The following is a 24,153-nucleotide window of genomic DNA, read 5'->3' on the forward strand; positions in this document are numbered from 1 at the left end:
GATGCCCCCGTAAGTGTGCCTCGGGACACGCCGGGCCTGCCGGTCGATCTCTCGCAATATAACCAACTAAACATGTAGAGATTACGGGTTTTAATGTTACTGTCGTTATATGTCGGCAGTTCCCCTGCATCTCGCCGTCGCTCTCGACGGCGCCGGATGGCACCCCGCGGCCTGGCGTGATCCCGCCGCCTCCCCGAAAGCCCTGTTCACCGCCGCCTACTGGGCCCAACTGGTGGCCGAAGCCGAGCACGGCCTGCTCGACTTCGTCACCATCGAGGACTCCCTCGCCCTGCAGACCACACTTCTGGACGGCCACGACGGCCGTGCCGACCAGGTGCGCGGCCGGCTCGACGCCGTCCTGGTGGCCTCCACGATCGCCCCCCTGACCAGCCGGATCGGGCTGGTGCCCACGGCGACCACCACGCACACCGAGCCCTTCCACGTCGCGAGCTCCATCGCGACCCTCGACTACGTCAGCACCGGGCGGGCCGGATGGCGCGCCCAGATCTCCGGGCGCCGCACCGAGGCGGCCCACTTCGGCCGCCGGGAGGTACCCGAGCTCCGTCCCGAGAACCTCGGTGACCTCGACAAGGCGGGCGTCGTGCGGGAGCTGTTCGCCGACGCGGCCGACGCCGTCGAGGTCGTGCGGCGCCTCTGGGACAGCTGGGAGGACGACGCGGTCATCCGCGATGTGGCCACCGGCCGGTTCGTCGACCGGGACCGACTCCACTACGTCGACTTCGAGGGGACGAGCTTCACGGTCAAGGGGCCCTCCATCGTGCCGAGGCCGCCCCAGGGACAGCCGCTGGTCACCGCGCTGGCCCACTCCCGGCTCCCGTACGAGTTCGCCGCGCGTGGCGCCGACGTCGTCTACATCACGCCACACGACAGTGAGCAGGCGCGGGCCATCGTGCGCGAGGTGCGTGAGATCTCCGGGCAGGTGCGCGATCCGGCCGCGGAGGAGCTGAGGATTTTCGCCGACCTCGTGGTCCTCCTCGACGACGACGCGAAGGGCGCCCGCGAACGCAGGGCACGGCTCGACGAGATCGACGGCGCCACGTACACCTCCGACGCCGCGATCTTCACGGGTACCCCGGGAGAGCTCGCCGACCTGCTCCTGGAGTGGCGCGCGGCCGGGCTGCAAGGGTTCCGGCTCCGGCCCGCCGTGCTGCCGACCGACCTGACCGCGATCACCCGCGGCCTGGTGCCCGAGTTGCGCGGCCGCGGCGCCTTCCGCCGGGCGTACCAGGCCGGCACGCTCCGCGGCCACCTCCACCTGCCCCGACCCGCCAGCCGCTACGCAGGGAGCCGACGATGAAGCAGGTCATCCTCGCCGCCCACTTCCCGGGCGTGAACAACCACACGGTCTGGAGCGATCCGGCCTCGGGCAGTCAGATCGACTTCGCCTCCTTCGTCCACCTGGCGCGGACCGCCGAGCGCGGCAGGTTCGACTTCTTCTTCCTGGCCGACGGGCAGCGGCTGCGCGAGCAGCGCGGCAGGATCCACGACCTCGACGTGGTCGGCCGGCCCGACTCGCTCACCGTGCTCTCCGGGCTGGCCGCGGTCACCGACCACCTGGGCCTGGCCGGGACCGTCAACGCCACCTTCAACGAGCCGTACGAGCTCGCCCGCAGGCTCGCCACCCTCGACCACCTGTCCGGCGGCCGGGCCGGGTGGAACGTCGTCACCTCCTCCGACGCGTTCACCGGGGAGAACTTCCGCAGGGGCGGCTTCCTGGAGCACTCGCAACGCTACGAGCGGGCCGAGGAGTTCGTCCGGACGGTTCGCGAGCTCTGGGACTCCTGGGCCACAGGCGACCTCGTCGCGGACCCGGCGACGGCCACGTTCGCCAGGCGGGAGGCGGGGAAGTTCGCCCACCGGGGCACCCACTTCGACATCGGCGGTCACTTCACCGTGCCGCGCAGCCCGCAGGGTCGCCCGCTGACCATCCAGGCCGGAGACTCCGAGGGCGGCAGGGCCTTCGCGGCGGCCACCGCCGACGCCGTCTTCTCCCGGCACAGCAGGCTCGAAGAGGGGAAGGTCTTCTACCGCGACGTCAAGTCGAGGCTGGCCGCGCACGGCAGGTCTCCCGACTCGCTGAAGATCCTTCCCGGTGTCACGTTCGCGCTCGGTGACACCGACGCCGAGGCCCAGGAGAACGCCGACCACATCCGCCGCCAGCAGGTCAGCCCGCAGACCGCGATCCTGCTGCTCGAACAGCTGTGGAACCGCGACCTGTCGGCCTACGACCCCGAGGGCCCGCTGCCCGAGATCGACCCGGACGTCTCGGAAGACTCGATCATCAAGGGCCGGACCAGGATGTCCAGGGACCCGCTCGAAACCGCGGCGGAGTGGCGGGCCCTGGCGGAGTCCAAACGGCTCGGCATCCGCGACCTGATCATCGAGGTGACCGGCAGGCAGTCCTTCATCGGCTCGCCCTCGCGCGTCGCCGAGGAGATCAACGAATTCGTGCAGGGCGACGCCGCAGACGGCTTCATCCTGGTGCCGCACCTCACCCCCGGGGGCCTGGACGACTTCGTCGACAGGGTCGTCCCGCTGCTGCAGGAGCGCGGAGTCCTCCGCGCCGAGTACGAGACCACCACGCTACGCGGCCACCTGGGGCTGGAGGAGCACCGTTGAAATTCCTTGCCATCACCCTCATCGTCCACGGCCCCAACCCCATCACCGGTGAGCTCAAGTCGACCAACGCGCGCCTGCGCGAGGTGGTCGAGAACGCGGTGCTGGCCGAGGAACTCGGTTTTGACGGCTTCGGCGTCGGGGAGCGGCACGAGCGCCCGTTCATCTCCTCCTCCCCGCCGGTCGTGCTCAGCCACATCGCGGCGAAGACGTCGACGATCAAACTGTTCACCGCGGTCACCACGCTGAGCCTGCTGGATCCGGTACGGGCCTACGAGGACTACGCCACCCTCGACCACCTCTCCGACGGCCGCCTGGAGCTCATCATCGGCAAGGGCAACGGCGCCGCGCAGGCCCAGATCTTCCACGTGACCGGCGAGGACCAGTGGGAGCGCAACCGGGAGGGCTACGAGCTGTTCCGCCGCCTGTGGCGGGAGGACAGGGTGACCTGGTCCGGTAAGTTCAGGCCTGCCCTGACCGACGCCGAGACCTGGCCGCGCCCGCTGCAGCGGCCCATCCGCGTCTGGCACGGCAGCGCCACCAGCAAGGAGTCGGTGGACCTCGCCGCCCGGTACGGAGACCCGCTGTTCTCCGCCAACGTCAGCAACCCGGTCGAGCCGTACGCCGAGCTGGTCCGCCACTACCGGGAACGCTGGGAGTTCCACGGCCACGACCCCGCCGACGCGCTGGTGGGCGCGGGCACCGCCGGGTACTACGCGGCCAGGAACTCCCAGGACGCGATCGAGACCTACCGGCCGATCTTCAACGCCAGGCTGGAGCTGTTCAAGAAGGTCGGGGTGGACCCGGTCTTCCACACCCTGGAGGACGCGATCGAGCGCGGCTCGATCCTGGTCGGCAGCCCGCAGCAGATCATCGACAAGGTGCACCGCTACCACGAGCGGCTCGGGCACGAGGTCATGCACCTGCACGCGGACGCGGACGGCCTCACCGACAAGCAGCACCGGACGGCACTGGAACTCTTCCAGAGCGACATCGCCCCGGTGCTGCGCGCGGAGATCCCCAGCAGAGCGTTCCCCCGGCACGAGAGCGCGCGGGACGGGGGGCGCTCGTGACCGCCCTGTCCGTCCTCGACCTGGCCCCCGTCCCGTCCGGTGGCACGCCGGGCGACGCGCTGCGCAACACCCTGGACCTGGCCAGGTGGGCCGAGGAGTTCGGCTATCTCCGCTACTGGGTGGCCGAACACCACTTCGCGTCCGGCGTCGCCAGCGCCGCCCCGGCCGTGCTCATCGCCCTGGTGGCCGCCGCGACCACCACGATCAGGGTCGGCTCGGGAGCCGTACAGCTCGGGCACCAGACCGCGCTGTCGGTGGTCGAGCAGTTCGGCCTCATCGACGCGCTTCACCCGGGCCGGGTCGACCTCGGCCTGGGCCGGTCGGGCCAGCGCAGGGCCGAGTTCGCCGAACTGGCGAAGAAGGCCCCGCCCGCGCCGAGGCCCGCCAGGGTCGTGGACGGCCTGCTCATCCCCGAACCCTTCTCCTTCACCGCGCTCGCGAGGTCGCCGCTGCTCTCCCTGTACGGCTCGCTGCTCCAGCAGCCCGGCGCGGAAAGCCCTGACTTCGCCGACCAGGTGGAGGACATCGCGGCGCTGATCGCCGGCACCTACCGCTCCCCGGAGGGGGTGGCCGCGCACGCGGTGCCCGGTGAGGGCGCGGACCTGCGGCTATGGATCCTGGGCAGCAGCGGCGGGCAGAGCGCACAGGTGGCGGGGGAGCGGGGGCTGCCGTTCGCGGCGAACTACCACGTCAGCCCGTCCGGAGTGCTGGAGGCCGCGGAGGCGTACCGGGAGGCGTTCAAACCCTCGGACACCCTGGCGGAACCCCACCTGATCGTCTCGGCGGACGTCGTGGTGGCCGAGGACGACGAGAGGGCCCGCGAGCTCGCCTCCCCGTACGGGCTCTGGGTCCGCAGCATCCGCAGCGGTGCCGGGGCGATCCCGTTCCCGACACCGGCCGAGGCCGCGGCCCACGAGTGGACGAAGGAGGACCGCGCGCTGGTCGCCGACCGGCTGGACACCCAGTTCGTCGGCTCCCCGGGTACCGTCGCCGAGCGGCTGCGCGTCCTGCGTGACGTCACCGGCGCCCACGAGCTGCTCGTCACCACCATCACCCACGACCACGCCGACCGGGTCCGCTCCTACCGGCTGCTCGCCGAGGAGTGGTCGAAGCCCGTCGCCTGAGAGGGGGAACCTTTCGGCGGCGGCCACTTGCTGTCCGTGCCCCGGAACAGGTGGGGGCGGGCTGTCAGGTACGTGGGCCCGGCCGTGTCCGTCGTCGCGGCCGGGCCCACGTATCAGGTCGGGCGTGTCAGGCGCGTTTGGCGATGGCGGTGATGAAGGGCTGCACCACCCGGGCGGCCAGCGGGCCGAACGCGGCGAGGATGAGGACGTAGGCGGCGGCCAGCGGCCCCAGGTCGGGGTGGACTCCGGCGGCCACCGCGAGACCGGCGATCACGATGTTGAACTCGCCCCGGGGGATGAGCGCGATCCCGGCCCGGGCCTGCCCGGCTTTGGCGATGCCCGCCCGGCGGGCGGCGTAGGCACCGGTGAGCAGCTTCGTGATCATGCTGATCACCGCGAGGAGCACCGCCAGCCCGGCGACCGGGAGGATCTTGGTCGGATCGGTCTGAAGGCCGAAGAAGACGAAGAACACCGCGGCGAACAGGTCGCGGATCGGGGTGAGCAGTTCCTGTGCGTCCTCGGCCAGCTCGCCGGAGAGGGCGATGCCGACCAGGAAGGCGCCGACCGCGGCCGAGACCTGGAGCTGCTGGGCCACCCCGGCGACCAGCAGCGCGAGCCCGATCACCTTCAGCAGCAGCACCTCGGAGTTGGGGCTGGAGACGAACGCCTCGATGAACCTGCCGTAGCGGAGCGCGACCAGCAGCACGACGCTGACCGTGCCCAGTGCGATCGCCACGGCGATCGCACCGCTGGCGAAGCTCAGCCCGGCCAGCACCGCGGTGAGGATCGGCAGGTAGACGGCCATCGTCAGGTCCTCGAAGACCAGCAGCGACAGCACCACCGGTGTCTCGCGGTTACCGATCCACCCCAGGTCGGACAGGACCTTGGCGGTGATGCCGGAGGAGGTGGCGTAGGTGACGCCGGCCATGGCGATGGCGGCCACCGGGCCCCAGCCCAGCAGCAGTGCGGTGATCGCACCCGGTGCGGCGTTGAGCACCAGGTCGACCACGCCCGCGCGGGCGTTGCCCTTCAGGCTCGTCACCAGCTCGGAGGCGTTGTACTCCAGGCCGAGGGTGAGCAGCAGCAGGATGACGCCGAGTTCGGCGCCGACGGAGGTGAACTCCTCGCTGGTGGCCAGGGGCAGGATGCCGCCGGTGCCGAAGGCCAGTCCGGCGATGAGGTACAGGGGGATGGGGGAGATGCCGACTTTAAGGGCGAGCGCGCCGAGGATGCCGAGCCCGAGAAGGACAGCGCCGAGCTCAAGAAAAAGAATTGCCGTATGCACCAGGTTTCCTACCCGCCGGACAGGATGTCAGAGACGGCGGATGTGCTCTCCGGGCTGCCCACCACGACCACCACGTCGTTTCCGAGCAGCCCGAAATCGGGGGCGGGGCTGGCGAACACCTGGCCCTCGCGAACCACGGCCACGATGGAGGCGCCGGTGCGGGTGCGGACGCGCGCGTCACCCATCGGCCGGCCGGCGTACGGCGAGCCGGGCGTGATCGGGAACTGCAGGCTGACGAGCCCCTCGACTTCGCTGTGCAGGGCGTTGAGGCGCTGCACGATGCGCGGGGCGCCGAGCAGTTCGGCGAGCGCGTCGGCCTCCTCGTCGTTCAGTTTTATGGTCTCGCATGCGCGGTCGGGATCATCGGGGTCGTACAGCACCAGGTCGCGACGGCCCGTGCGGTGAGAGACGATTCCTATTCGCCTGCCTGAGCGCGTCGTGAACTCGTGCCGCAGCCCTATACCTGGCAGTGCCGTCTGCTCGACCTCCACCGTGCCAGCTCCTTGCGTGTGTATGCCTGATTCTCTTGCCAGGAGAACCTACCAACTCGGGTTTGTCGAGCGACGCCAAGGATACCCGGTATTACCGATTGACTTTGTGGGTTATTTGGCCGACGATGAGCGGGAACCCACCCCCAACCCCAGTGAGGTCCTTCGTGCCCGCTCCCGTCGTCGACGTGGGGGTGCCACAGCGGGCCGCGCGAACGCGGTCACGTGTGCCCCTGCGCTCCGCCGCCGTCTGGCAGCGCCTTGTCAGCCCCCTGGTCATCGTGGTCGTCTGGCAGGTCGCCGGCACCGCCGGACTTCTCCCGGAACAACTCCTCGCCTCGCCCGTCAAGGTGCTCACCACCGCCGCCGGGCTCGTCGAGGAGGGTGTCCTGCCCGAGGCGATCGCCGTCTCGCTCCAGCGGGCGGCGATCGGCTTCACCCTCGGCGCGGTCGCCGGGGTCGGCCTGGCCCTCGTGGCGGGGCTCAGCCGCATCGGCGAGAACGCCGTCGACCCGCCGCTGCAGATGCTGCGGGCGCTCCCGCTGTTCGGCCTGATCCCGCTCTTCATCCTCTGGTTCGGGATCGGTGAGACGCCTAAGGTGGCGCTGGTCGCCCTCGGCGTGGCCTTCCCGCTCTACCTCAACACCTTCTCCGGGATCCGCGGCGTCGACGGCAGGCTCGCCGAGGTGGCCCGGGTGCTGCGGCTGAGCCGCACGGAGACCGTCACCCACATCGTCCTGCCGGGCGCGCTGGCCCAGACCCTCGTCGGCCTGCGGCAGAGCCTGGGCGTGGCCTGGCTGGCACTGATCGTGGCCGAGCAGATCAACGCGGACGCCGGCCTGGGACACATGATCAACGATGCCCGGGAGTTCCTGCGCACCGACGTGATCGTCGTCGGTCTGATCGTCTACGCGATCCTCGGGCTGCTGACCGACGCGCTGGTGCGCCTGCTGGAGAGGAGGGCCCTGTCATGGCGACAGAGCTTCCTGTCACGTTGACCCCGTCGCGCACGACGATCCCGCTCCGTGCGGCGGCTCCGGTGGCCGTGGTCAGGGGACTCACCCGATCCTTCGGGGAGCGACGGGTTCTCGACGGGGTCGACCTGGAGATCGGCCGTGGCGAGTTCGTCGCCCTGCTCGGCCCGAGCGGCTCGGGCAAGTCCACGCTCCTGCGGGTGCTCGCGGGACTCGACCCAGGCGCCGAGGGCGAGGTCGAGGTCGGCGGCACCGCCGCCGTGGCCTTCCAGGAGCCCCGGCTCGTACCGTGGAAGCGGGTCCTGGCCAACGTCGCGCTCGGGCTGCGCGCCCCCGACCCGCGCGCCGCCGCGCTGGCCGCGCTGGAGGAGGTCGGTCTCGGCGCCCTGCGCGACGCCTGGCCGCTCACCCTGTCCGGCGGCGAGGCCCAACGGGCCTCCCTGGCCAGGGCGCTGGTCCGCGAGCCCGGCCTGCTCCTGCTCGACGAGCCGTTCAGTGCCCTGGACGCGCTGACCCGCATCACCATCCACCGGCTCGTGCTCGACCTGTGGGCCCGGCACCGCCCCGGCATCCTGCTCGTCACCCACGATGTGGACGAGGCCATGCTGCTGGCCGACCGTGTCCTGGTGCTCGACGGGGGCGCCATCGCCCACGAGTCCAGGATCGAGCTGCCCCGGCCCCGCCACCGCGACCACCCCGAGATCATCGCACTGCGCTCCACCCTGCTCGACAGGCTGGGCGTCACCCCGGAGGGAACCGCATGAAACGTCGTATCGCCGCGGCGGTCGCCATGGCTCTGCTCCTGTCCGTCACCGCCGCGTGCGGGGCCGGGGAGGAACAGGGCGTCCGCGCCGACGGCTCGGTCGACCTGTCCCGGGTGACGCTCCGCGTCGGCGACCAGAAGGGCACGGGCCTGCAGGCGCTGCTGACCGCGGCCGGTCAGCTCGACGACGTCAAGTACAAGGTCACCTGGTCACAGTTCACCTCGGGGCCGCCGATCCTGGAGGCCATCAACGCCGGTTCGGTGGACTTCGGCGCGGTCGGCAACGCGCCGCCGGTCTTCGCGGCCGCCGCCGGGGCGAAGATCTCCGCCGTCGCGGTCGCCGAGAAGGGCCTCGGTGGCCAGGCGGTCGTCGTCCCCGCCGATTCCCCTGTCAAGTCCCCGGCGGACCTGCGCGGTAAGCGCGTCGCGGTGGCCAAGGGCAGCTCCGCCAACTTCCACCTGCTGGCCGTGCTGAAGAAGGAGGGGTTGAGTTTCGCCGACATCCAGCCCCAGTACCTCCAGCCGCCGGACGCCCTGGCCGCGCTCTCCTCCGGCAGGGTCGACGCCTGGGCCATCTGGGATCCCTACACCGCCCAGGCCGAGTCCCAGACCAAGGCGCGCATCCTGGTCGACGGCGAGGGTTACGCCAACGGCTTCGAGTTCCAGATCGCCGGTAAGGAGGCCCTCGTCGACCCGGCCCGCACGGCCGCGCTGGGCGACTGGGTGGCGCGCATCCGCAGGGCACATCGGTGGGCCAACGAGCACCCGGACGAGTGGTCCAAGGTCTTCTCCGAGCTCACCGGGCTGGACCAGGCCATCGTCGGCACGGCGATCAAGCGCAGCTCGTACCAGGACCTCAGGCTCGCCGGTGACGTCGTCGGCCGCGAGCAGCTCGTCGCCGACGCCTTCAGCGAGGCCAAGCTCATCCCCGCCCCCGTCACGTTCGCGGACTTCGTCGACACCCGGTTCGACGCCACCCTGGACGACCCCTCGTGACGCCCACCCCGAGGTCCGTGCCCGGGGGATCCACGCCTGGAGGCATCCGATGAAGTTCCACTGGTTCCTGCCCACCGCCGGTGACAGCCGGGTCCTCACCGGGGGCGGCCACGGCCTCAGCAGGGGGCACGGCCGCTCCGAGGCGGCCACGTTCCGTCCGCCGGACATCGAGTACCTGGCGCAGGTCGCCCGCTCCGCCGAGCAGCTCGGCTTCGAGGCGGTCCTGACCCCGACCGGCACCTGGTGCGAGGACGCCTGGCTGGTCACCGCCGCGTTGACCCGCGAGACCGAGCGGCTGAAGTTCCTCGTCGCCTTCCGGCCGGGCTTCATGTCACCGACGCTGGCCGCGCAGATGGCCGCCACCTACCAGCGTCTCTCGCGCGGCAGGTTGCTGCTCAACGTGGTGACCGGCGGGGAGAGCGCCGAGCAGGCCAGGTTCGGCGACCACCTGTCCAAGGACGAGCGCTACGCGCGCACCGACGAGTTCCTGTCGGTCGTGCGCGGCGCCTGGAGCGGTACCCCCTACGACTTCGACGGCGGTCACTACCGCGTCGAGGGCGCGATGGTCGCCGAGATGCCCGATCCCGTTCCGGAGATCTACTTCGGCGGCTCCTCGCGGGCCGCCGGACCGGTCGCGGCCAGACACGTGGACGTCTACCTCACCTGGGGCGAGCCCCCCGAGCAGGTGGCGAAGAAGATCGAGTGGATCCGGGAGCTGGCGGAGGAGCAGGGCCGTAAGCTCCGCTTCGGCATCCGGCTGCATGTGATCACCCGCGACAGCGAGCGCGACGCCTGGGCGGAGGCCGAGCGGTTGCTGGCCGCCATCGACCCGGCCGACATCGTCTCGGCCAGGAAGCTGCTCGGCCGTAGCGAGTCGGTCGGCCAGCGGCGCATGCTGGAGCTGCACGAGGGCTTCACCGGGGGCACCGCCCGTGACCTGGAGATCCATCCGAACCTCTGGGCCGGGGTCGGCCTCGTGCGGGGCGGTGCCGGCACCGCGCTGGTCGGCAGCCACTCCCAGGTCGCCGAGCGGATCGAGGAGTACGCCTCGCTCGGCATCGAGGAGTTCGTCCTGTCCGGCTACCCCCACCTGGAGGAGGCGTACTGGTTCGGCGAGAACGTGCTTCCCCGCGTCGCCGCGCACGTCCAAGGGTGATCACGGCCACATCCGGCGAGCCCGTCTTGCGTGTGATCTCCGGGGGGAGGAATCTCGGTGCATGCCTGACGACCGCCCGTACGACATCGTGCTGTTCGGCGCCACCGGGTTCACCGGGGCGCTCACCGCGGAGTACCTCGCGCGCAACGCCGGTCCCACCCTCCGCTGGGCACTGGCCGGCCGCAACCGGGCCAAGCTCGAAACGGTCAGGAACCGGATCGGCCTGCCCGAGCTGCCGCTGCTCCACGCCGACGTGACCGACCCGGCCTCCCTGGTGGAGATCGCCAGGCAGGCCAGGGTCGTGGCGACCACCGTGGGCCCCTACGTCTCCTACGGAGAGCCGCTGGTGGCCGCCTGCGCCGACGCGGGCACCCACTACGCCGACATCACCGGCGAGCCCGAGTTCGTCGACCGCATGTTCATCCGCCATCACGAGCGGGCCGTCAGGACCGGGGCCAAGCTCGTGCACGCCTGCGGGTTCGATTCCGTCCCGCACGACCTCGGCGCCTACTTCACGGTCGGGCAGCTGCCCGAGGGAGTGCCGCTGGAGGTCAGCGGCTTCGTCCGGGCCTCCGGTGCCGCCTCCGGCGGTACCGCGCACTCCGCCGTGACGGCGATCTCCCGCTTCCGGCAGACGGCCGAGGCAGCGCATGTCCGGCGCGAACTCGAAATCGTGTCCGGTACCGCCGCGCCCTCCACCAGGAGGGCGCGTGGCATGCCCGGCTCTGTCCGCTACGTCGGAGGCTGGGCCCTGCCGCTGCCCACACTCGACCCGCAGATCGTCGCCCGCTCGGCCCGCGCGCTGGAGCGCTACGGCCCCGACTTCACCTACCGTCACCACCTCGCGGTCAGGCAACTGCCCGTCGCACTCGGCCTCGCCGCCGGAGTGGGCGCCCTCGCGCTGCTCGCCCAGATCCCACCGGCACGTTCCCTGCTGCTGCGCCGCTTCGCACCCGGTGAGGGGCCCGGCGCCGAGCAGCGGGCCAGGAGCTGGTTCAAGGTCACCTTCCTCGGCCTGGGGGGCGGGGCACGCGTCGTCACCGAGGTCGCGGGCGGCGACCCCGGCTACGGCGAGACCGCCAAGATGCTCGGCGAGTCGGCGCTCTGCCTGGCGACGGACGACCTCCCGGAGGTCTCCGGTCAGCTGACCACCGCCGTGGCGATGGGCGACGCGCTGATCGGCCGCCTGGTGCGGGCGGGCATCACCTTCACGGTGCTGAGCGACTCGCGCAAGTAGGCGTCCGCTCGGGACGAGCGGGTTCCGGGTTCCGGTGTGACGATCGTGGACGGGATCGGCCGGGCCCGCAGGGCGACTCCCACGACAACGGCGCGGTGGTCTGCGGCAACGCCGTACGACTTCGCCCGCTACACCGACTACGGCGCCGCCTGGGTCACCGTCGAGGGCAACGCGGTCCAGCCTTTCCCGATCGTGCAGGTCCGCCGGAATCCGCTCTTGGAGAAGCCTTGGGGGCCGGATGGGCGTGAAGGTGATCCGGGCACGGTACTAAACCGGGTAGTCCGCGTGCGGGACCGGGGACCGCGTCGTGTCCGACTCCTGAGCGCGGAAGAGCGTGGTGCGGACCTGACGGCCCGGGTGCCGGCCGGAGGTGCCGGTGCCACCGCGCGGATACCGAACAGAGCGTCGGGCGACCGGTCCCGGCGATGGCCGGCCGCGTCCGGGGCCGGTCCGAGTCCCAGGAGGCGTCAGCCATGAAAATGCCCGCGGTCAACGAGTGCCAGGTCGATGCGTGCGCCTACAACGCGGAGCACATCTGCCACGCGCTGGCCATCACGGTCGGCAACAGTCATCACGCGGAGTGCGAGACCTTCTTCCAGGTCGACGTGAAGGGTGGCGACCCCGCCGCCACCGGCCGCGTCGGCGCCTGCAAGATGTCCGACTGCCAGCACAACGTCCAGTACGAATGCCAGGCCTCCGGCATCGTCGTCGGTTACGCGCAGAAGGACATCGACTGCCTCACGTACGCGCCGGCCTGACGGCGGATGAGCCGTACGGCGAAGGAACAGCGTCCCGGCCTCTTGGCATCCAAGCGCTTGTTTGGTAACACTGGCCCATGGCAGAAACCGTCGCTGACGTCTTCGCCCCCGCGAAGCTCGGGCCGATCACCCTGCGCAACCGCCTGATCAAGGCGGCCACCTTCGAGGGCATGACCCCCAAGGCGCTGGTCTCCGACGAGCTGATCGACTTTCACCGGCGGGTGGCCGCCGGAGGCGTCGGCATGACCACGGTGGCCTACTGCACGGTGGCGCCGGAAGGCCGCACGCAGTGGCGGCAGATCTGGATGCGCCCGGAGGCCGTGCCCGGCCTGCGCCGTCTTGCCGAGGCGGTGCACGCCGAGGGCGCCGCCATCTCCGCGCAGATCGGCCACGCCGGCCCGGTGGCCAACCCCGCCTCCAACAGGCTCCCCGCGCTGGGCCCGTCCCGGCGGTTCAACTGGCTGGGCATGAGCATGACCCGGGCGACGACTGCCGCGGACATCGAGCGCATCGTCCGCGCGCACGCCGACGCGGCGCTCCTGGCGGAGGAGTCGGGCTTTGACGCCGTCGAGATCCACCTGGGGCACAACTACCTGGTCAGCTCCTTCCTCAGCCCCCGGCTCAACCACAGGACCGACGGCTACGGCGGCAGCCTGGTCAACCGGGCCCGGCTGGCGCGCGAGGTGGCCCTGGCGGTAAGGGAGGCCGTCGGCGGCCGGCTCGCGATCCTGGCCAAGCTCAACATGGACGACGGGGTCAGCGGCGGCCTGACACCCGACGAGAGCCTCCAGGTCGCGGCCTGGCTGGAGGCGGACGGCGGCCTCGACGCCATCGAGCTGACGGTGGGCAGTTCGCTGCTCAACCCGATGTACCTGTTCAAGGGCGACGCCCCGATCCGTGACTTCGCCGCGGCCCTGCGGCAGCCGCAGCGGCTGGGGGTGCGGCTGCTGGGCGGCCGGTTCCTGCGCTCCTACCCCTACCGGGACGGCTACCTGCTCGACGACGCCCGCGCCTTCCGCGCCGCCCTGAAGATGCCGCTGGTGCTCCTCGGCGGCGTCACCAACCTGGCGACCATGGAACTGGCCATGCGCGAGGGCTTCCAGTTCGCCGCCATGGGCCGGGCCCTGCTCATGGAGCCAGACCTGCCCAACCGGATCATGAAGGACCGCGCCGTCGAATCCCGGTGCATCCACTGCAACCGGTGCATGTCGACGATCTACTCCGGCACCCGGTGCGTGCTCGCCGAGTGACCGCGCCCGGTCTCAGCCGAGCCCGGAACGCCGGGAGACGAACACGTCGGCGACGGCCACCACCAGCGAGATCAGCACGAAGACGATGGTGACCAGTAGCGAGTGCCGGAACGCCAGTGCGTAGTCGCCGTGGGAGGAGGCGACCTCGGAGAAGAACACCGCGCCGATCGCCGCGATGCCCATGGCCGCGCCGATCCGCTGCCCCGTCTGGAGCACCCCGCCGGCGGCTCCGGCCACCGGGACCGGTACCTCCGACAGGGTCAGCGTCTGGTTGGGGGAGATCACCAGGCCGCTGCCCAGCCCGGCGAAGACCAGCGGCAGCGCGATGGCCCAGCCCACATGCTCGCCGGGGACCAGCAGCACCGCGAGCACCGTGACGCCCAGCGAGGCCGCGACCACCAGCAGTCCCGACACCACCAGTGACCGGCCCAGCCGGGTGACGACCCGGCCGCCCAGTGCGGCGGTCACGGCCGACCCCCCGGCGAACGGGGTGGTCGCCAGCCCGGCCTCCAGGGCCGAGTAGCTCAGGCCGTTCTGCAGGTACAGGGTGAGCACGAAGAAGATCGCGGTGAAGCCGGCGAAGTAGAGCGTCCCGAGCAGGACGCCGAGCGCGTACGAGCGCCTGCGGAACAGGGACAGGTCGACGACCGGCTGGTGGCTTCGTCCGTACCGGCGCTCCCAGACGACGAAGACGGCTAGCACCACGATCCCGGCGAGCAGGGCCAGCCACTTCTCCGGGCCCCGCCACTGCTGCCCCTCGACGAACGGCAGGAGCGCCAGCGTGATGCCGGCGGCGAGCAGCAGCACGCCCACCGGGTCCATGCTCTCCCGGGGACGCCTCCCGTGCGCGGGAGGCCGGATGTAGCGGTATGCCAGGACCACGGCCAGCACGCCGATCGGCACGTTGACGTAGAAGACGAGGCGCCAGGCGTCGGGGCCGCCGCCGAGCTGGATGAGCGCCCCGCCGAGCAGCGGGCCGACCGCGGTCGAGACACCGATGACGGTGCCCAGCATCCCGAACGCCCGGCCCCGCTCCGCTCCCCGGAAGAGCTGCTGGATCAACCCACTGACCTGCGGGTTCAATATTCCGCCCGCCATCCCCTGGACGAGTCTCGCGATGACCAGCAACGTCGGGTCGCCGGCCATCCCGGCCGCCGCGCTGGACAGGGTGAACAGGACGACGCCGAGAACGAACGCGTTGCGCCGGCCGTGCATGTCGCCGAACCGTCCGGCGGGGATCAACGCCAGTCCGAAGGTGAGCGCGTACCCCGACACCACCCACTGCAGGTCGCTCTGCGGGGCGTCCAGCCCGGTGCGGATCGCCGGTAGCGCCACGTTGACGATGCTGACGTCCAGCAGGGTCATGAAGCCGGCGACGAGGCAGACGGTCAGCGCCTTCCAGCGGCGCGGATCGGCCCCCTCCTGTTCCTGGAGGGCCGTCGCCTCGCCGCTCATCCGGCCGCGCGGTGCGAGGATGTGGCCCCCCGGGCCGCGGGCCTGTCCCTCCCGCCGCGTTCCAGATCTCCGGACGGTACGGGTGACCGGCTGAGGACCATCATCCGCCCCCGTTCTACGGCTCCGGCTTTCAGCAGCCCATACCTACCCCTTCCGGATATTCAAATCACAGTCCGGGCCCCGGCGAGTCGCCGGAGCCCGGACCGTGGTTCATCTTCGGAGGCCGAAGCCGCCCGGTGCTACGGGCAGGTCGCCTCGCCGGTCTGCGGCGGGACGTTGATCGCGCTCCAGGCGGCCTTGACCGCGTTGACCTCGACACAGCCGCTGAAGAGCGCCTTGGCGGCGGCCACGGTGGCCTTCCGTGCCTTGGGGTGCGTCCACGGCGAGGTCTTGCTGTTCAGCCCGGCCTGGAAGATCTGGCCGGCCTTCTGGATGCCGATGCCGGTCAGCGTGGCCGGACCCGAGCAGACGGGGCTGGCCGGCTTGCCCACCGGGTTGGTGCCCTCGGCGAGCAGGTAGAACCAGTGGTTCTGCGGGCCCGCTCCCGCGTGCACCTCGAAGTTGAAGGGGGAGACGTAGCAGTTCGGGTCGCCGAGCGCGCCGGGGTTGTACATGTTGCGGATCTCGCCCGAGCCGACCAGGTTGACCTCCTCGCCCACCAGGTAGTCCGGCGGGTCGAGGCTGGCGGGCTGGTTGGCGTAGTGCTCGGTCAGCGCGCCGAAGATGTCGCCGGTCGACTCGTTCATGCCGCCGGACTCGGCGGTGTTGGTCACGGTGCCCCCGGAGTACTGGAAGACGGCGTGACCGTACTCGTGGCCGACCACGTCCATCGAGGTGACCTGCCGGTTGTTGGCCTGGTTACGCCCGAAGTTGGTGTAGCTGCCGGTCCAGTAGGCGTTGACGGCGGTCATGCCGACCCGGGCCGGGAAGGCGCCGCCGGAGCCGGTGAACCCGTTGCGACCCAGCCAGTTGCGGAGCATGTTCCATTCCGTCTGTGCCGCGTACAGGGTGTCGACGCAGGCGGTCTCCAGGTTGGTGCCGCTGCCGGTGCCCCAGGAGTCGTCGGTCCCGGTGTAGGCGCTGCCGCCCTGCCCGCCACAGCGCAGGCCGGGACGGGTGGTGTCGGTCATCGAGTACGAACTGCCGGAACCCGATGTCTGGATGGTCACCGGGTTGCCGTTGTAGTAGCTGTTGCCGGTCCCGGCGCGGACGTCGTCGTAGGAGTCGAAGATCGACCCGTCGACGGCGTCCACGAAGACGTGCAGGACGCTCGGGACCTCGCCGTTGGTGCCGGTGACGACCACCTCCCAGGCCAGCTTGGGCGTGGTGGTGGCGGCGTGCACGAGCAACCGGGGGGTGCTCACGCTCTCCACGGTGGACACCTGCGCCCGGGCGGTGGCGGTCGCCGCGGCGGCGTCCACCTTGCTCGTGACGTCTACCGTGATCCTGGACTGCTGGCCCGAGCTCACCGACCCGACCAGCTCTCCGGCCCGGTCGGTGGACACGATCACGTCACCGCCGAACACCGGCAGCCCTCGGTAGGTGCGCGCGTAGGTCAGGTACTGCAGGCCCTTGGCGCCGGAGACGTTGGCGGTCAGAGTGAACTTCTCGTTCTGCCCCTTGAGGAGGGCTTCTGACCTCATGGCGATGGTGGCGTTGGCGGTGGTCACGGCGCGGTCGCGCGCCTCCGCGTCCGGCGGTGAGTACGCCGGAGGGTCGGCGGAGACGGTGTGGGCGGCGATGTCCGCCGGTGCTGACGCGGCGCTCACCGCGGTGGGGGTGACCAGGGTGGTGACGGCCAGTACGGCCATGGCGCCCAGTTTGGTCTTCGAGTTCACGGGGGGCGATTCCTCTCGGTGTCCCTTGTGGGGAGGGGGGATACAGGGAGCCCTGAGAGTCGGGGCTCCCCCAAAGCTGACACCGAGCGAGGCAGTCGAATACCTCACAAAACCCCATACCGCCGTGATATGGGCGGCTATCCGTACTGAGGGAGCCTCTGCCGTTGCGGCTCACCGGCGCGGGAAAGGACGTCGTGTTTGGGGACTCCTCGACTTGATTGCCCTGGTGTGCGGTGTTTTTTCGCCAGGCCGATCGGAGATCATCTAAGGTGGGCTCCGATCGTGTTGTTACGGGGTGTGCTTGTGAGGAGGCTCTGATGAGCGAGGAAATCACAGAGGTCGACACCGAGGTGTTGGCGCGAATCGACACCTCGGTCCCACATTCGGCGCGGGTGTGGGACTACTGGCTTGGCGGTAAGGACAACTACGGTCCCGACCGCGCGGTCGGCGACGAGATCGTGAAGGTCATGCCGGATCTGCCGGTCAACGCGCGGGCCGAGCGGGAGTTCATCGGCCGGGTCGTGCGCCATCTGGCCGGTGAGGCGGGCATCGACCAGTTCCTGGACGTGGGCACCGGCATTCCGGCCGCGGACAACACCCACCAGGTCGCCCAGCGGGCCAACCCCAAGGCGCGGATCGTCTACGTCGACAACGACCCGATCGTGCTGGCCCACGCCAGGGCGTTGCTGCGCGGCACCCCGGACGGGGAGACCGCCTACATCGACGCCGACCTGCGCAATCCCGAGCCCATCCTGCGACAGGCCGCGCAGACGCTGGACTTCTCCCGGCCGGTCGCGCTGATGCTGATGGGTGTCCTGGAGTTCGTCCCCGACGGGGACCAGGCCCACACCGCGGTGCGTACGCTGCTGGACGCGCTCCCCTCGGGCAGCTACCTTGCCATCGCGCACAGTGTGCACAGCCCGTCGATGGACGAGGCCGCCGCCAAGTGGAACGCCAGCGCCGCAACTCCGCTCACCCTGCGCACCCGGCAGCAGCTGGAGGAGTTCCTCGGCGGGCTGGAGTTGCTGGAGCCCGGCGTGGTGTCGCTGCCCACGTGGCGGCCTGAGCCGCAGACCAGCTTCCGCGACCGTGACGTCTTCCAGTACGGCGGCGTGGGCCGCAAGCCGTAGGACACCTCGCCGTCCGCACGTCCTGACCCCGCGTTCCGACCCGGGGCCCGGATCGGCCCTGCCCGGTCCGGGGGCTCGATGCTCCCCGGCCACAACGGATCGCGTGCCGTCGGCACGGGCCGACGTCCCTCGCCGGGAGGTGTTCGCGGTCGGCGGGGGGCAGGGGGCGGGACGGGTTCGCCTCCGCCTGACAGCCGCGTGCCGTCGAAAGGCGACGGGCGCCTTGGGCCTGCCGGGTGTGAGGCCCTAACATCCAGATGTGCAGAATGATGTTCTAAGGGCCGGAGCGGTCTCCCGCATCCTGCTGGCCGCCTTCTGGCTCTGTTCCGCGGTCCATCTGGTGCTGGTCGCCGTCGGCGAAGGCCCGATGAACTCGGTGACCAAGGCGCTGCTGATGCCGCTGCTCGCGGCCTGGGTGCTGGCGCGGCGGGGACCGCGCCTGCTGGTGGCGGCGCTCCTGCTCTCCTGGGGCGGCGACGTGGCCCTGGAGATCGACGGCCTCTTCCTGGCGGGCATGGCCCTGTTCGCCGGAGCGCACGTCTGTTACGTGACCTGTCTCGTCCGTGAGGGGGCACTTCGGGCGCTGCGCCGCCGCCCGGCGATCCCGGTGGTCTACGGCGTCCTGTGGGCGGGCATGGTCCTCCTCCTCTGGCCGGGCCTGGGCGACCTGCGCCTGCCGGTGGCCGTCTACTCGCTGCTGCTGACCGCCACCGCGGTGACCGCCGCCGGTCTCGGCCCGCGCATCGGGGCCGGGGGCGCCCTGTTCCTGCTCTCCGACGCACTGATCGCGTTCGGCCTGGCGGACCTTCCCCGCCCGCCGATGACCGGCCTGGTGATCATGACGACCTACGTCGCGGCCCAGTACCTCCTGGCCTCGGGCATCGTCGATCGCCTCCGTAGTTGAGGCGGTCACACCTCCGGCGGCGGATGTCCCCCTCCGCCGGAGGGGGACATCCGATCGGTCTGCTTCGGGGAGACCGTCACCGGCGGGGTAGTGGGCAGGTGCCGGGGTTCTCCGTGATCACCTTTTCATTTCCGACTCGGTGGCGAGCCTGATGTCGAACGTGACGTCCAGGTAGGGCCCGTCCATCCCGTACCGCTCGATCGAGGCCTGGTCCTCGCACGGCTCGAAGTCGACGATGATCTCCGGTTTGACCGCGAAGGCGGCGTCGGAGTCCAGGTAGGGGTCGTCGTCGACGAACACGTGGGTGGTCAGCGTGTGATGCCCGGCTGCCTCGACGCGGATGTGAAGATGGCCGGGGCGCATGGGATGACGTCCCATGGCGCGGAGCATGTCGCCCGCCGGGCCGTCCATCGGTACGGGGTAGCTGGCGGGCTTCACGGTGCGAAACCAGTACTCGCCGTTCTCGTCGGCGGTGAACAGGCCGCGCAGGTTGCCTTCGGGCTGCTCGGCGTCCTGGGTGTCGTAGTGGCCCTTGTCGTCGGCCTGCCACACGTCGAGGATCGCACCCGGCAGGCGGTTCCCGTGGCAGTCCTGCACGGTGCCGTGGATCACGGCACTCTCGGCCCGGCCCCATTCGGGGCCCGCGGCGATGAGGGCGCCCAGTTCGCGCGACGGGGCCACGGAGTGGAAGGGGCCCTCCACCGAACTCGGCGTCATGTTGGCCGGTCCCTGGTTGTTCACGTCGTCGACGAGCGTGGTCAGTCCCAGCATGTCCGAGAGCAGGACGAACTCCTGCCGGGTGGGCGTGCAGAACGAGCCGGTACGCGCGAGGAAGGCGAGTCCCGCCTCCCACTCGGCGGCCGTCGGCTTCACGTCCTCGACGAAGCCGTGCAGGTGACGGATGAGGCTCTCCATGATGGTCATCAGTCGGGTGTCCGCCCCCTGGAGCTGGCCGACGACCTGCTCGGTCACGGGGGGGCTGCCGGCCGGGCCGTGCCCGGAGCTCATGGTCTCACTCATGCCCAGTCCTCTGCGCTCGCTGTGTTGATCACTGGAGTACGGACGCTGCTCAACTTCCCGGCCTCCACCTCGACCACGTCGCCGTCGTGCAGCAGCCACGGGGGTGTACGCGCGTAGCCGATCCCGGACGGCGTTCCGGTGGCGATGATGTCGCCGGGCCGGAGCGTGGCTGTTGAACGAGAGAGTCGTCCCTGCTGAGAAGATCATCTTATTGGTCGAGGAGACCGAGGGTATCCGGCTCGTCAAGGAGCCGGGCGAGGCGGGGCACTCCGCGGAGTTCCTCGGTCTGGACGTCATCGGTGAGCAGAGCGGGGTCGCGCGGGCCGGGCGGCTCGACGTCCTGGTCGACGACACCGGCACTGGCCTGGGGGAGAGCAAAGCCGGGGTGCTGTCCGCCCTGGCCAGGGTGAACGGGATCTCGTGCGTGATCGTGGGGCATGACCGTCGCGCCCGGACCTCCCATCCGATGGGGACCGGCCTGCCGCACGAGGCACGCCGGGGGATACGGTTCGCCGAGAACCTCGGCCTGCCGGTGGTCATGGTGACCGGCCGGCTCGGCACGTGCTGTCAGGCGCGCTCGGGCCGATCCGTGGCCCGAGGATGTGCCGGGCTCAGGTCGCCGATGGCATCAGGTCGTTTCGATCGCCTCCGTGACCACTCCCTCCTCGGTGCGGACCTGAAGGGTGATCTCCGGCGGCAGCCGCAGCGAGTTGTGCACGGCGCTGTGCTCGACGACGGTGGTGAACGATTCCCGAAGCCCTTCGGGAAGGCCGGGAGCGTCGACGACCAGATCGATTCGGCAGACCCGCGCCGGACGCAGCCCCAGGTCGTAGTGAGCGGTCACGGTGACGCCGGCGGGCAGCTCACATCGGTGAAGGTAGTGTTCGGCGCGATGGGCGACGCAGGCCGCGAGACTCCCGACGAACAACTCGACCGGGACGGGACCGGTGTCGCCCCCGCCGAAGTCCGTGGGCTGGTCGACACGGATGGTGTGGCGGCGTATCTGAATGTCAAAGCGGCCGCCGCCGTGCCAGGTGATCTTCACCATGCCGTTCCGGTTCTGCTTCATGGGTGACTCCACGGGTGTGTTCAGGTTCCGTAGGTGGAGCACGTGGATCTCATCGCTCCGGGATGGCCCCTGCGCGTCGACAGGGAAAGGGCGCGCACCGTCCGCGGATCGTGGCCGAGGCGGACGGTGCGGTCATGCCGATCCCGGTGGTCCGAGGCGAGGAGCCGTCACCATGAGGTGGGCCCGGCGACCTGGGCGATGTCCTCCGCGGTGACGGTGCGCAACCTTTCCGCCAGGTCGGCCAGCGCACGGGCGACCGCGAGCTCGTCGCCGATCTCGGGGACCGACTGGTCGACCGGGTTGCGACGCGCGTGACCGATCCCGGTCAGGTGAGTGTCGTCCTTGGTGGTCAGGAGCGCTCGGGCGGAGGTGTCATCGCCCTCTTCGGTGATGTAGATCTGCACGGTCCATTGCTTGGCTTCCATGGAAGGAACCTCCGATCGAACGGGTGTTCACGGTGTCGTACTCCCGAGCGTGCGGTGAGCCCGATCGGATGCCGATCGCCCGGGACGGCCGGGCGGCCGCGTGGTTCATCCGACGGGTGTCGCGATCTCGGTGGTCATCGGGGTCCAGCGGTTCGCGAGCCGCTGGGCGAGAGCGGGCATGGTGGTGTACTCCAGTTCCGACAGTGGCAGCCGGTGCGGTTCGAACGGGCCGTGGCGGCGGAAGTAGTCCATGATCTCGACGGCCTGGGCCCGTGCGCCGTCGAAGGCCGGATCGTCGAACATGTCGCGCGGGCCGATCAGTTTCCCGTCATGGATCTGGAATCCCAGTGCGACCACGCGCGGCGGGCCGTCGAACCGGGACGGGTGCGCCTGCCTGACCGGGACCGGTAGGAACGGTGCGTGGTGCGAGCCGCGCATGCACCCGGCGACCGTGTACGGGAAGGCGAAGGGCTCCAGTGCCTCGCCGACCGCGGGCAGCCCGGACTGGCAGCGGACGATCATCACCGGGTCGTCCTTGCCGACGTACTTGCCGGCGATCAGGGACAGTCGCTGGGTGCTGGTCGCGGCTGCGGTCTCACCCAGGGTCTTGGAGCGGACACCGTGGATCACGTAACGGGCCGGGGCGCCGATGTACATCAGCATGTCGTACAGGTCGGCCGGGCAGTCGAAGACTATGCGCTTCTCCTCGTACAGGTCGTAGACCTCGAAGTCGAAGCCGGCGTGCATCTTTCCGTCGATGACCAGGCCCGCGGTGTTGAACGGGTCGGCGAACATCTTGTACAGCGGCAGGTTCCACGCGCCCGGCTCGGTCTTGTCGGCCAGGAAGCACAGCACCGGCTCTGACGGGCGCTCCTCGAACTCCAGTTCGGCATATCCGGGACCCATGCCCCGCAGGTTGCCGGAGAAGGCATCCGACAGCAGGTCCTGGCCGGCGCCGTACAGGCCGAGTCCCTTGGCGATGTGGGTGGTGGCCTGGAAGGTGTCCCAGGCGAAGGAGTGGATGAGCCCCGCGTCGGCGCCGTAGGTGTGGGTCATGATGAGCGAGATGTCGTCGCCACAGCTGGCGACCTGGCCGTCGATGAGCAGCCCCGAGGCGGTCGCCCGGTCGATCTCGCGGCGGGCCTCGGCCATCATGTTCGGGTGCACCGCGGAGTGGCCGACGAACCCCCCGGTGTCGGCCTTGATGATACTCAAAGTGATCATGGTGATCCCCCCGTGGGTTGTTCTGCTTCCACGCTGGTCAGGGGCTTTGTGGATGGATAGGGCAGAAGGCCCCGACCGGGTGGGACTTTTTGCCCGCCGTCGTTGCGGGCGTGAGCGCCCTCCCCCACGGGAGCGCTTGCTCCAACGCCGGTCTTACGGCCTGGTCTCGCACGGGCTCTGGGTGAGGTGACCGTGAGGCGGACAAGGCCTCTGCCCGCCACGGTAAAGTCATGACTACCCTGAGTATGTCAACTCATAGCAGAACGTACTCAAGGTCAATCGGTGAGCGGATGCCGGTGATCCGCATACGGAAGATCGCAGCGATCCGTGAGTCGGGAGCGGACCCGCGCCATGTCGAGCGGGTCCGCCCGATCCGTCAGGACTTTTCCTGGGGCGTGGACTCGATCTGGATGTGCTTTTCCTGCTGTTTGGTCTCAGCGAGTTTGACGCTGACCTCCAGAACCCCCTTGTCGTAGGAAGCCTTGACGTCGTTCTCGTCCATGTCACTGGGCAGCGTGATCGACCGGGTGAAGGAGCCGTAGCGGAACTCCGTCCGCTGCTGGTCCCTCTGCTCGTCACGCCGCTCGGCGTGGATGGTCAGAACGCCCTTGGACAGGGTGATGTCGACATCCTTTTCGGGATCGATTCCCGGCAACTCGGCCCGCAGCACGTAGCGATCGTCCTTGACGTAGTCCTCGAACTTGATGGGCTGCGCCATCGGCGACTGCATGGCGGCGAGGGGCATGTCCAACCAGTTGAACAGTTCGGGGACGAGACCTCGCCGCTCACGGAGTATCGGCATGCTCATGATGTCCTCCTTGTCTACTGGGGTCTTCCCATACCTCCATCACACCACCGAGCAGGACTCGGAGGTAACAGTCAGAGGTCCTCAAACACGTAGGTCTTTTGGCCGCCGCGCCCGCCGCCGGGAAGCCGTCGACGCCGTTCGAACCGTGGCTCAGGCGCGATTCGAGTGACGCGGTGACACCGCATCATGATCGACAAGATGCCCGCCGGCAACGGGTGGCTGGACGGCGCGTGGATCGATGATGATTGCGGACATGTCCACTGATCCACCAACCCGTGCCGCCGACATGTTCGCCGACCCCGGCAACGACCCGCGGACCGACCCGCCGGTCAGGGGCGCCGAGCGTGCCACGCCGGCCGCGTTCCTGCGATGGCGGCGCGACACGCTGGAGTTGAAGTGAACGGGGCGCGGACGCGGGGGATGGGCAGAACTTTGCCGGGGTGGGTGGCGTCTCATCGGGTGAGTGCGGGAGGCGAGGTGGCCGCGGGTGGTTGATTCTCTTCAACCGGGTGATCCGCAGCGGCTGGGGGAGTACTGGC

24 protein-coding genes and 1 pseudogene are annotated in these 24,153 nt (G+C 70.2%); 14 read left to right on the forward strand and 11 right to left on the reverse strand.

Annotated features, from left to right (window positions below; genetic code table 11):
* Positions 1–109 precede the first annotated feature (109 nt).
* From IG98_RS0139875 to IG98_RS0139890, 4 genes are read left to right on the forward strand one after another with little or no spacing between them, the layout of a single operon-like run.
* Positions 110–1,318 (forward strand): LLM class flavin-dependent oxidoreductase, encoded by a 1,209-nt coding sequence (locus tag IG98_RS0139875; protein WP_030924955.1) that lies wholly within the window; start codon positions 110–112, stop codon positions 1,316–1,318.
* The gene (locus IG98_RS0139880; protein WP_030924957.1) at positions 1,315–2,640 is read left to right on the forward strand and encodes an NtaA/DmoA family FMN-dependent monooxygenase; all 1,326 of its coding nucleotides are present in this window, start codon (positions 1,315–1,317) and stop codon (positions 2,638–2,640) included. The genes IG98_RS0139875 and IG98_RS0139880 overlap by 4 nt, the downstream gene beginning before the upstream one ends.
* Positions 2,637–3,710, forward strand: coding sequence for an LLM class flavin-dependent oxidoreductase (locus IG98_RS0139885; protein ID WP_030924961.1), 1,074 nt, complete (start codon positions 2,637–2,639; stop codon positions 3,708–3,710). The genes IG98_RS0139880 and IG98_RS0139885 overlap by 4 nt, the downstream gene beginning before the upstream one ends.
* Positions 3,707–4,834 (forward strand): LLM class flavin-dependent oxidoreductase, encoded by a 1,128-nt coding sequence (locus IG98_RS0139890; protein ID WP_030924962.1) that lies wholly within the window; start codon positions 3,707–3,709, stop codon positions 4,832–4,834. Before IG98_RS0139885 ends, IG98_RS0139890 begins: the two co-directional genes overlap by 4 nt.
* A gap of 127 nt (positions 4,835–4,961) precedes the next feature.
* On the opposite strand, the gene IG98_RS0139895 is transcribed toward IG98_RS0139890, so the two are convergent.
* A complete protein-coding gene (locus IG98_RS0139895; protein ID WP_030924965.1) occupies positions 4,962–6,119 on the reverse strand; it encodes a cation:proton antiporter in 1,158 nt (385 codons plus the stop codon).
* 8 nt (positions 6,120–6,127) lie between these two features.
* The gene (locus IG98_RS0139900; protein ID WP_030924967.1) at positions 6,128–6,610 is read right to left on the reverse strand and encodes a cation:proton antiporter regulatory subunit; all 483 of its coding nucleotides are present in this window, start codon (positions 6,608–6,610) and stop codon (positions 6,128–6,130) included.
* 164 nt (positions 6,611–6,774) lie between these two features.
* Here IG98_RS0139900 and IG98_RS0139905 point away from each other — a divergent pair, with 164 nt between their 5' ends.
* The 7 genes from IG98_RS0139905 (at position 6,775) to IG98_RS0139935 (ending at position 13,741) form a co-directional block, all read left to right on the forward strand.
* A complete protein-coding gene (locus IG98_RS0139905) occupies positions 6,775–7,605 on the forward strand; it encodes an ABC transporter permease (RefSeq protein WP_030924969.1) in 831 nt (276 codons plus the stop codon).
* On the forward strand, positions 7,578–8,345 hold the full coding sequence (locus IG98_RS0139910) for an ABC transporter ATP-binding protein (RefSeq protein WP_051753532.1): 768 nt from the start codon (positions 7,578–7,580) through the stop codon (positions 8,343–8,345). The genes IG98_RS0139905 and IG98_RS0139910 overlap by 28 nt, the downstream gene beginning before the upstream one ends.
* A complete protein-coding gene (locus tag IG98_RS0139915) occupies positions 8,342–9,340 on the forward strand; it encodes an ABC transporter substrate-binding protein (protein ID WP_030924977.1) in 999 nt (332 codons plus the stop codon). Before IG98_RS0139910 ends, IG98_RS0139915 begins: the two co-directional genes overlap by 4 nt.
* Before the next feature lie 49 nt (positions 9,341–9,389).
* Entirely contained in the window at positions 9,390–10,496 is a 1,107-nt protein-coding gene (locus tag IG98_RS45920) for an LLM class flavin-dependent oxidoreductase (RefSeq protein WP_037972545.1), read from the forward strand.
* 61 nt (positions 10,497–10,557) lie between these two features.
* Positions 10,558–11,733 carry a saccharopine dehydrogenase family protein gene (locus IG98_RS0139925; protein WP_030924979.1) on the forward strand — a complete coding sequence of 392 codons (1,176 nt, stop codon included), beginning with the start codon at positions 10,558–10,560 and terminating at the stop codon, positions 11,731–11,733.
* A 473-nt stretch (positions 11,734–12,206) separates the two neighbouring features.
* Positions 12,207–12,491 carry a DUF1540 domain-containing protein gene (locus IG98_RS0139930; protein ID WP_030924982.1) on the forward strand — a complete coding sequence of 95 codons (285 nt, stop codon included), beginning with the start codon at positions 12,207–12,209 and terminating at the stop codon, positions 12,489–12,491.
* A 77-nt stretch (positions 12,492–12,568) separates the two neighbouring features.
* A complete protein-coding gene (locus tag IG98_RS0139935; protein ID WP_030924984.1) occupies positions 12,569–13,741 on the forward strand; it encodes an NADH:flavin oxidoreductase in 1,173 nt (390 codons plus the stop codon).
* A gap of 12 nt (positions 13,742–13,753) precedes the next feature.
* Here IG98_RS0139935 and IG98_RS0139940 read toward each other — a convergent pair whose 3' ends face one another.
* On the reverse strand, positions 13,754–15,196 hold the full coding sequence (locus IG98_RS0139940) for an MFS transporter (protein ID WP_030924986.1): 1,443 nt from the start codon (positions 15,194–15,196) through the stop codon (positions 13,754–13,756).
* Positions 15,197–15,435: 239 nt separating this feature from the next.
* The gene (locus tag IG98_RS0139945) at positions 15,436–17,034 is read right to left on the reverse strand and encodes a M4 family metallopeptidase (protein WP_037972547.1); all 1,599 of its coding nucleotides are present in this window, start codon (positions 17,032–17,034) and stop codon (positions 15,436–15,438) included.
* Between the two features lie 317 nt (positions 17,035–17,351).
* Here IG98_RS0139945 and IG98_RS0139950 point away from each other — a divergent pair, with 317 nt between their 5' ends.
* Together IG98_RS0139950 and IG98_RS0139955 are read left to right on the forward strand one after the other, a co-directional pair.
* Positions 17,352–18,164 carry an SAM-dependent methyltransferase gene (locus IG98_RS0139950; RefSeq protein WP_030924992.1) on the forward strand — a complete coding sequence of 271 codons (813 nt, stop codon included), beginning with the start codon at positions 17,352–17,354 and terminating at the stop codon, positions 18,162–18,164.
* A gap of 259 nt (positions 18,165–18,423) precedes the next feature.
* Positions 18,424–19,068 carry a lysoplasmalogenase gene (locus IG98_RS0139955; protein ID WP_030924994.1) on the forward strand — a complete coding sequence of 215 codons (645 nt, stop codon included), beginning with the start codon at positions 18,424–18,426 and terminating at the stop codon, positions 19,066–19,068.
* Positions 19,069–19,185: 117 nt separating this feature from the next.
* On the opposite strand, the gene IG98_RS0139960 is transcribed toward IG98_RS0139955, so the two are convergent.
* The 7 genes and pseudogenes from IG98_RS0139960 to IG98_RS0139985 form a co-directional block, all read right to left on the reverse strand.
* A complete protein-coding gene (locus IG98_RS0139960; protein ID WP_211264309.1) occupies positions 19,186–20,088 on the reverse strand; it encodes a dioxygenase family protein in 903 nt (300 codons plus the stop codon).
* Positions 20,085–20,255 (reverse strand): annotated as a pseudogene (locus IG98_RS49615) (fumarylacetoacetate hydrolase family protein); the annotation flags it as partial. The gene IG98_RS0139960 and the pseudogene IG98_RS49615, both read right to left, overlap by 4 nt.
* Positions 20,256–20,296: 41 nt before the next feature.
* The gene (locus IG98_RS0139965; RefSeq protein WP_030924998.1) at positions 20,297–20,527 is read right to left on the reverse strand and encodes a hypothetical protein; all 231 of its coding nucleotides are present in this window, start codon (positions 20,525–20,527) and stop codon (positions 20,297–20,299) included.
* 189 nt (positions 20,528–20,716) lie between these two features.
* The gene (locus IG98_RS0139970) at positions 20,717–21,157 is read right to left on the reverse strand and encodes an OsmC family protein (RefSeq protein WP_084195995.1); all 441 of its coding nucleotides are present in this window, start codon (positions 21,155–21,157) and stop codon (positions 20,717–20,719) included.
* Positions 21,158–21,324: 167 nt separating this feature from the next.
* On the reverse strand, positions 21,325–21,582 hold the full coding sequence (locus tag IG98_RS0139975; RefSeq protein WP_030925003.1) for a DUF1876 domain-containing protein: 258 nt from the start codon (positions 21,580–21,582) through the stop codon (positions 21,325–21,327).
* Positions 21,583–21,687: 105 nt separating this feature from the next.
* Positions 21,688–22,797, reverse strand: coding sequence for a fructose-1,6-bisphosphate aldolase/phosphatase (gene fbp, locus IG98_RS0139980; RefSeq protein ID WP_211264310.1), 1,110 nt, complete (start codon positions 22,795–22,797; stop codon positions 21,688–21,690).
* Positions 22,798–23,182: 385 nt separating this feature from the next.
* The gene (locus IG98_RS0139985; RefSeq protein ID WP_030925009.1) at positions 23,183–23,614 is read right to left on the reverse strand and encodes an Hsp20/alpha crystallin family protein; all 432 of its coding nucleotides are present in this window, start codon (positions 23,612–23,614) and stop codon (positions 23,183–23,185) included.
* Between the two features lie 253 nt (positions 23,615–23,867).
* On the opposite strand from IG98_RS0139985, the gene IG98_RS51445 reads away from it, so the two are divergent.
* Positions 23,868–24,014, forward strand: coding sequence for a hypothetical protein (locus IG98_RS51445; protein ID WP_157594788.1), 147 nt, complete (start codon positions 23,868–23,870; stop codon positions 24,012–24,014).
* The last annotated feature ends 139 nt before the right edge of the window (positions 24,015–24,153 follow it).

This window comes from Streptosporangium amethystogenes (assembly GCF_000721075.1).
GTDB classification, from domain to species: Bacteria; Actinomycetota; Actinomycetes; order Streptosporangiales; family Streptosporangiaceae; genus Streptosporangium; species Streptosporangium amethystogenes.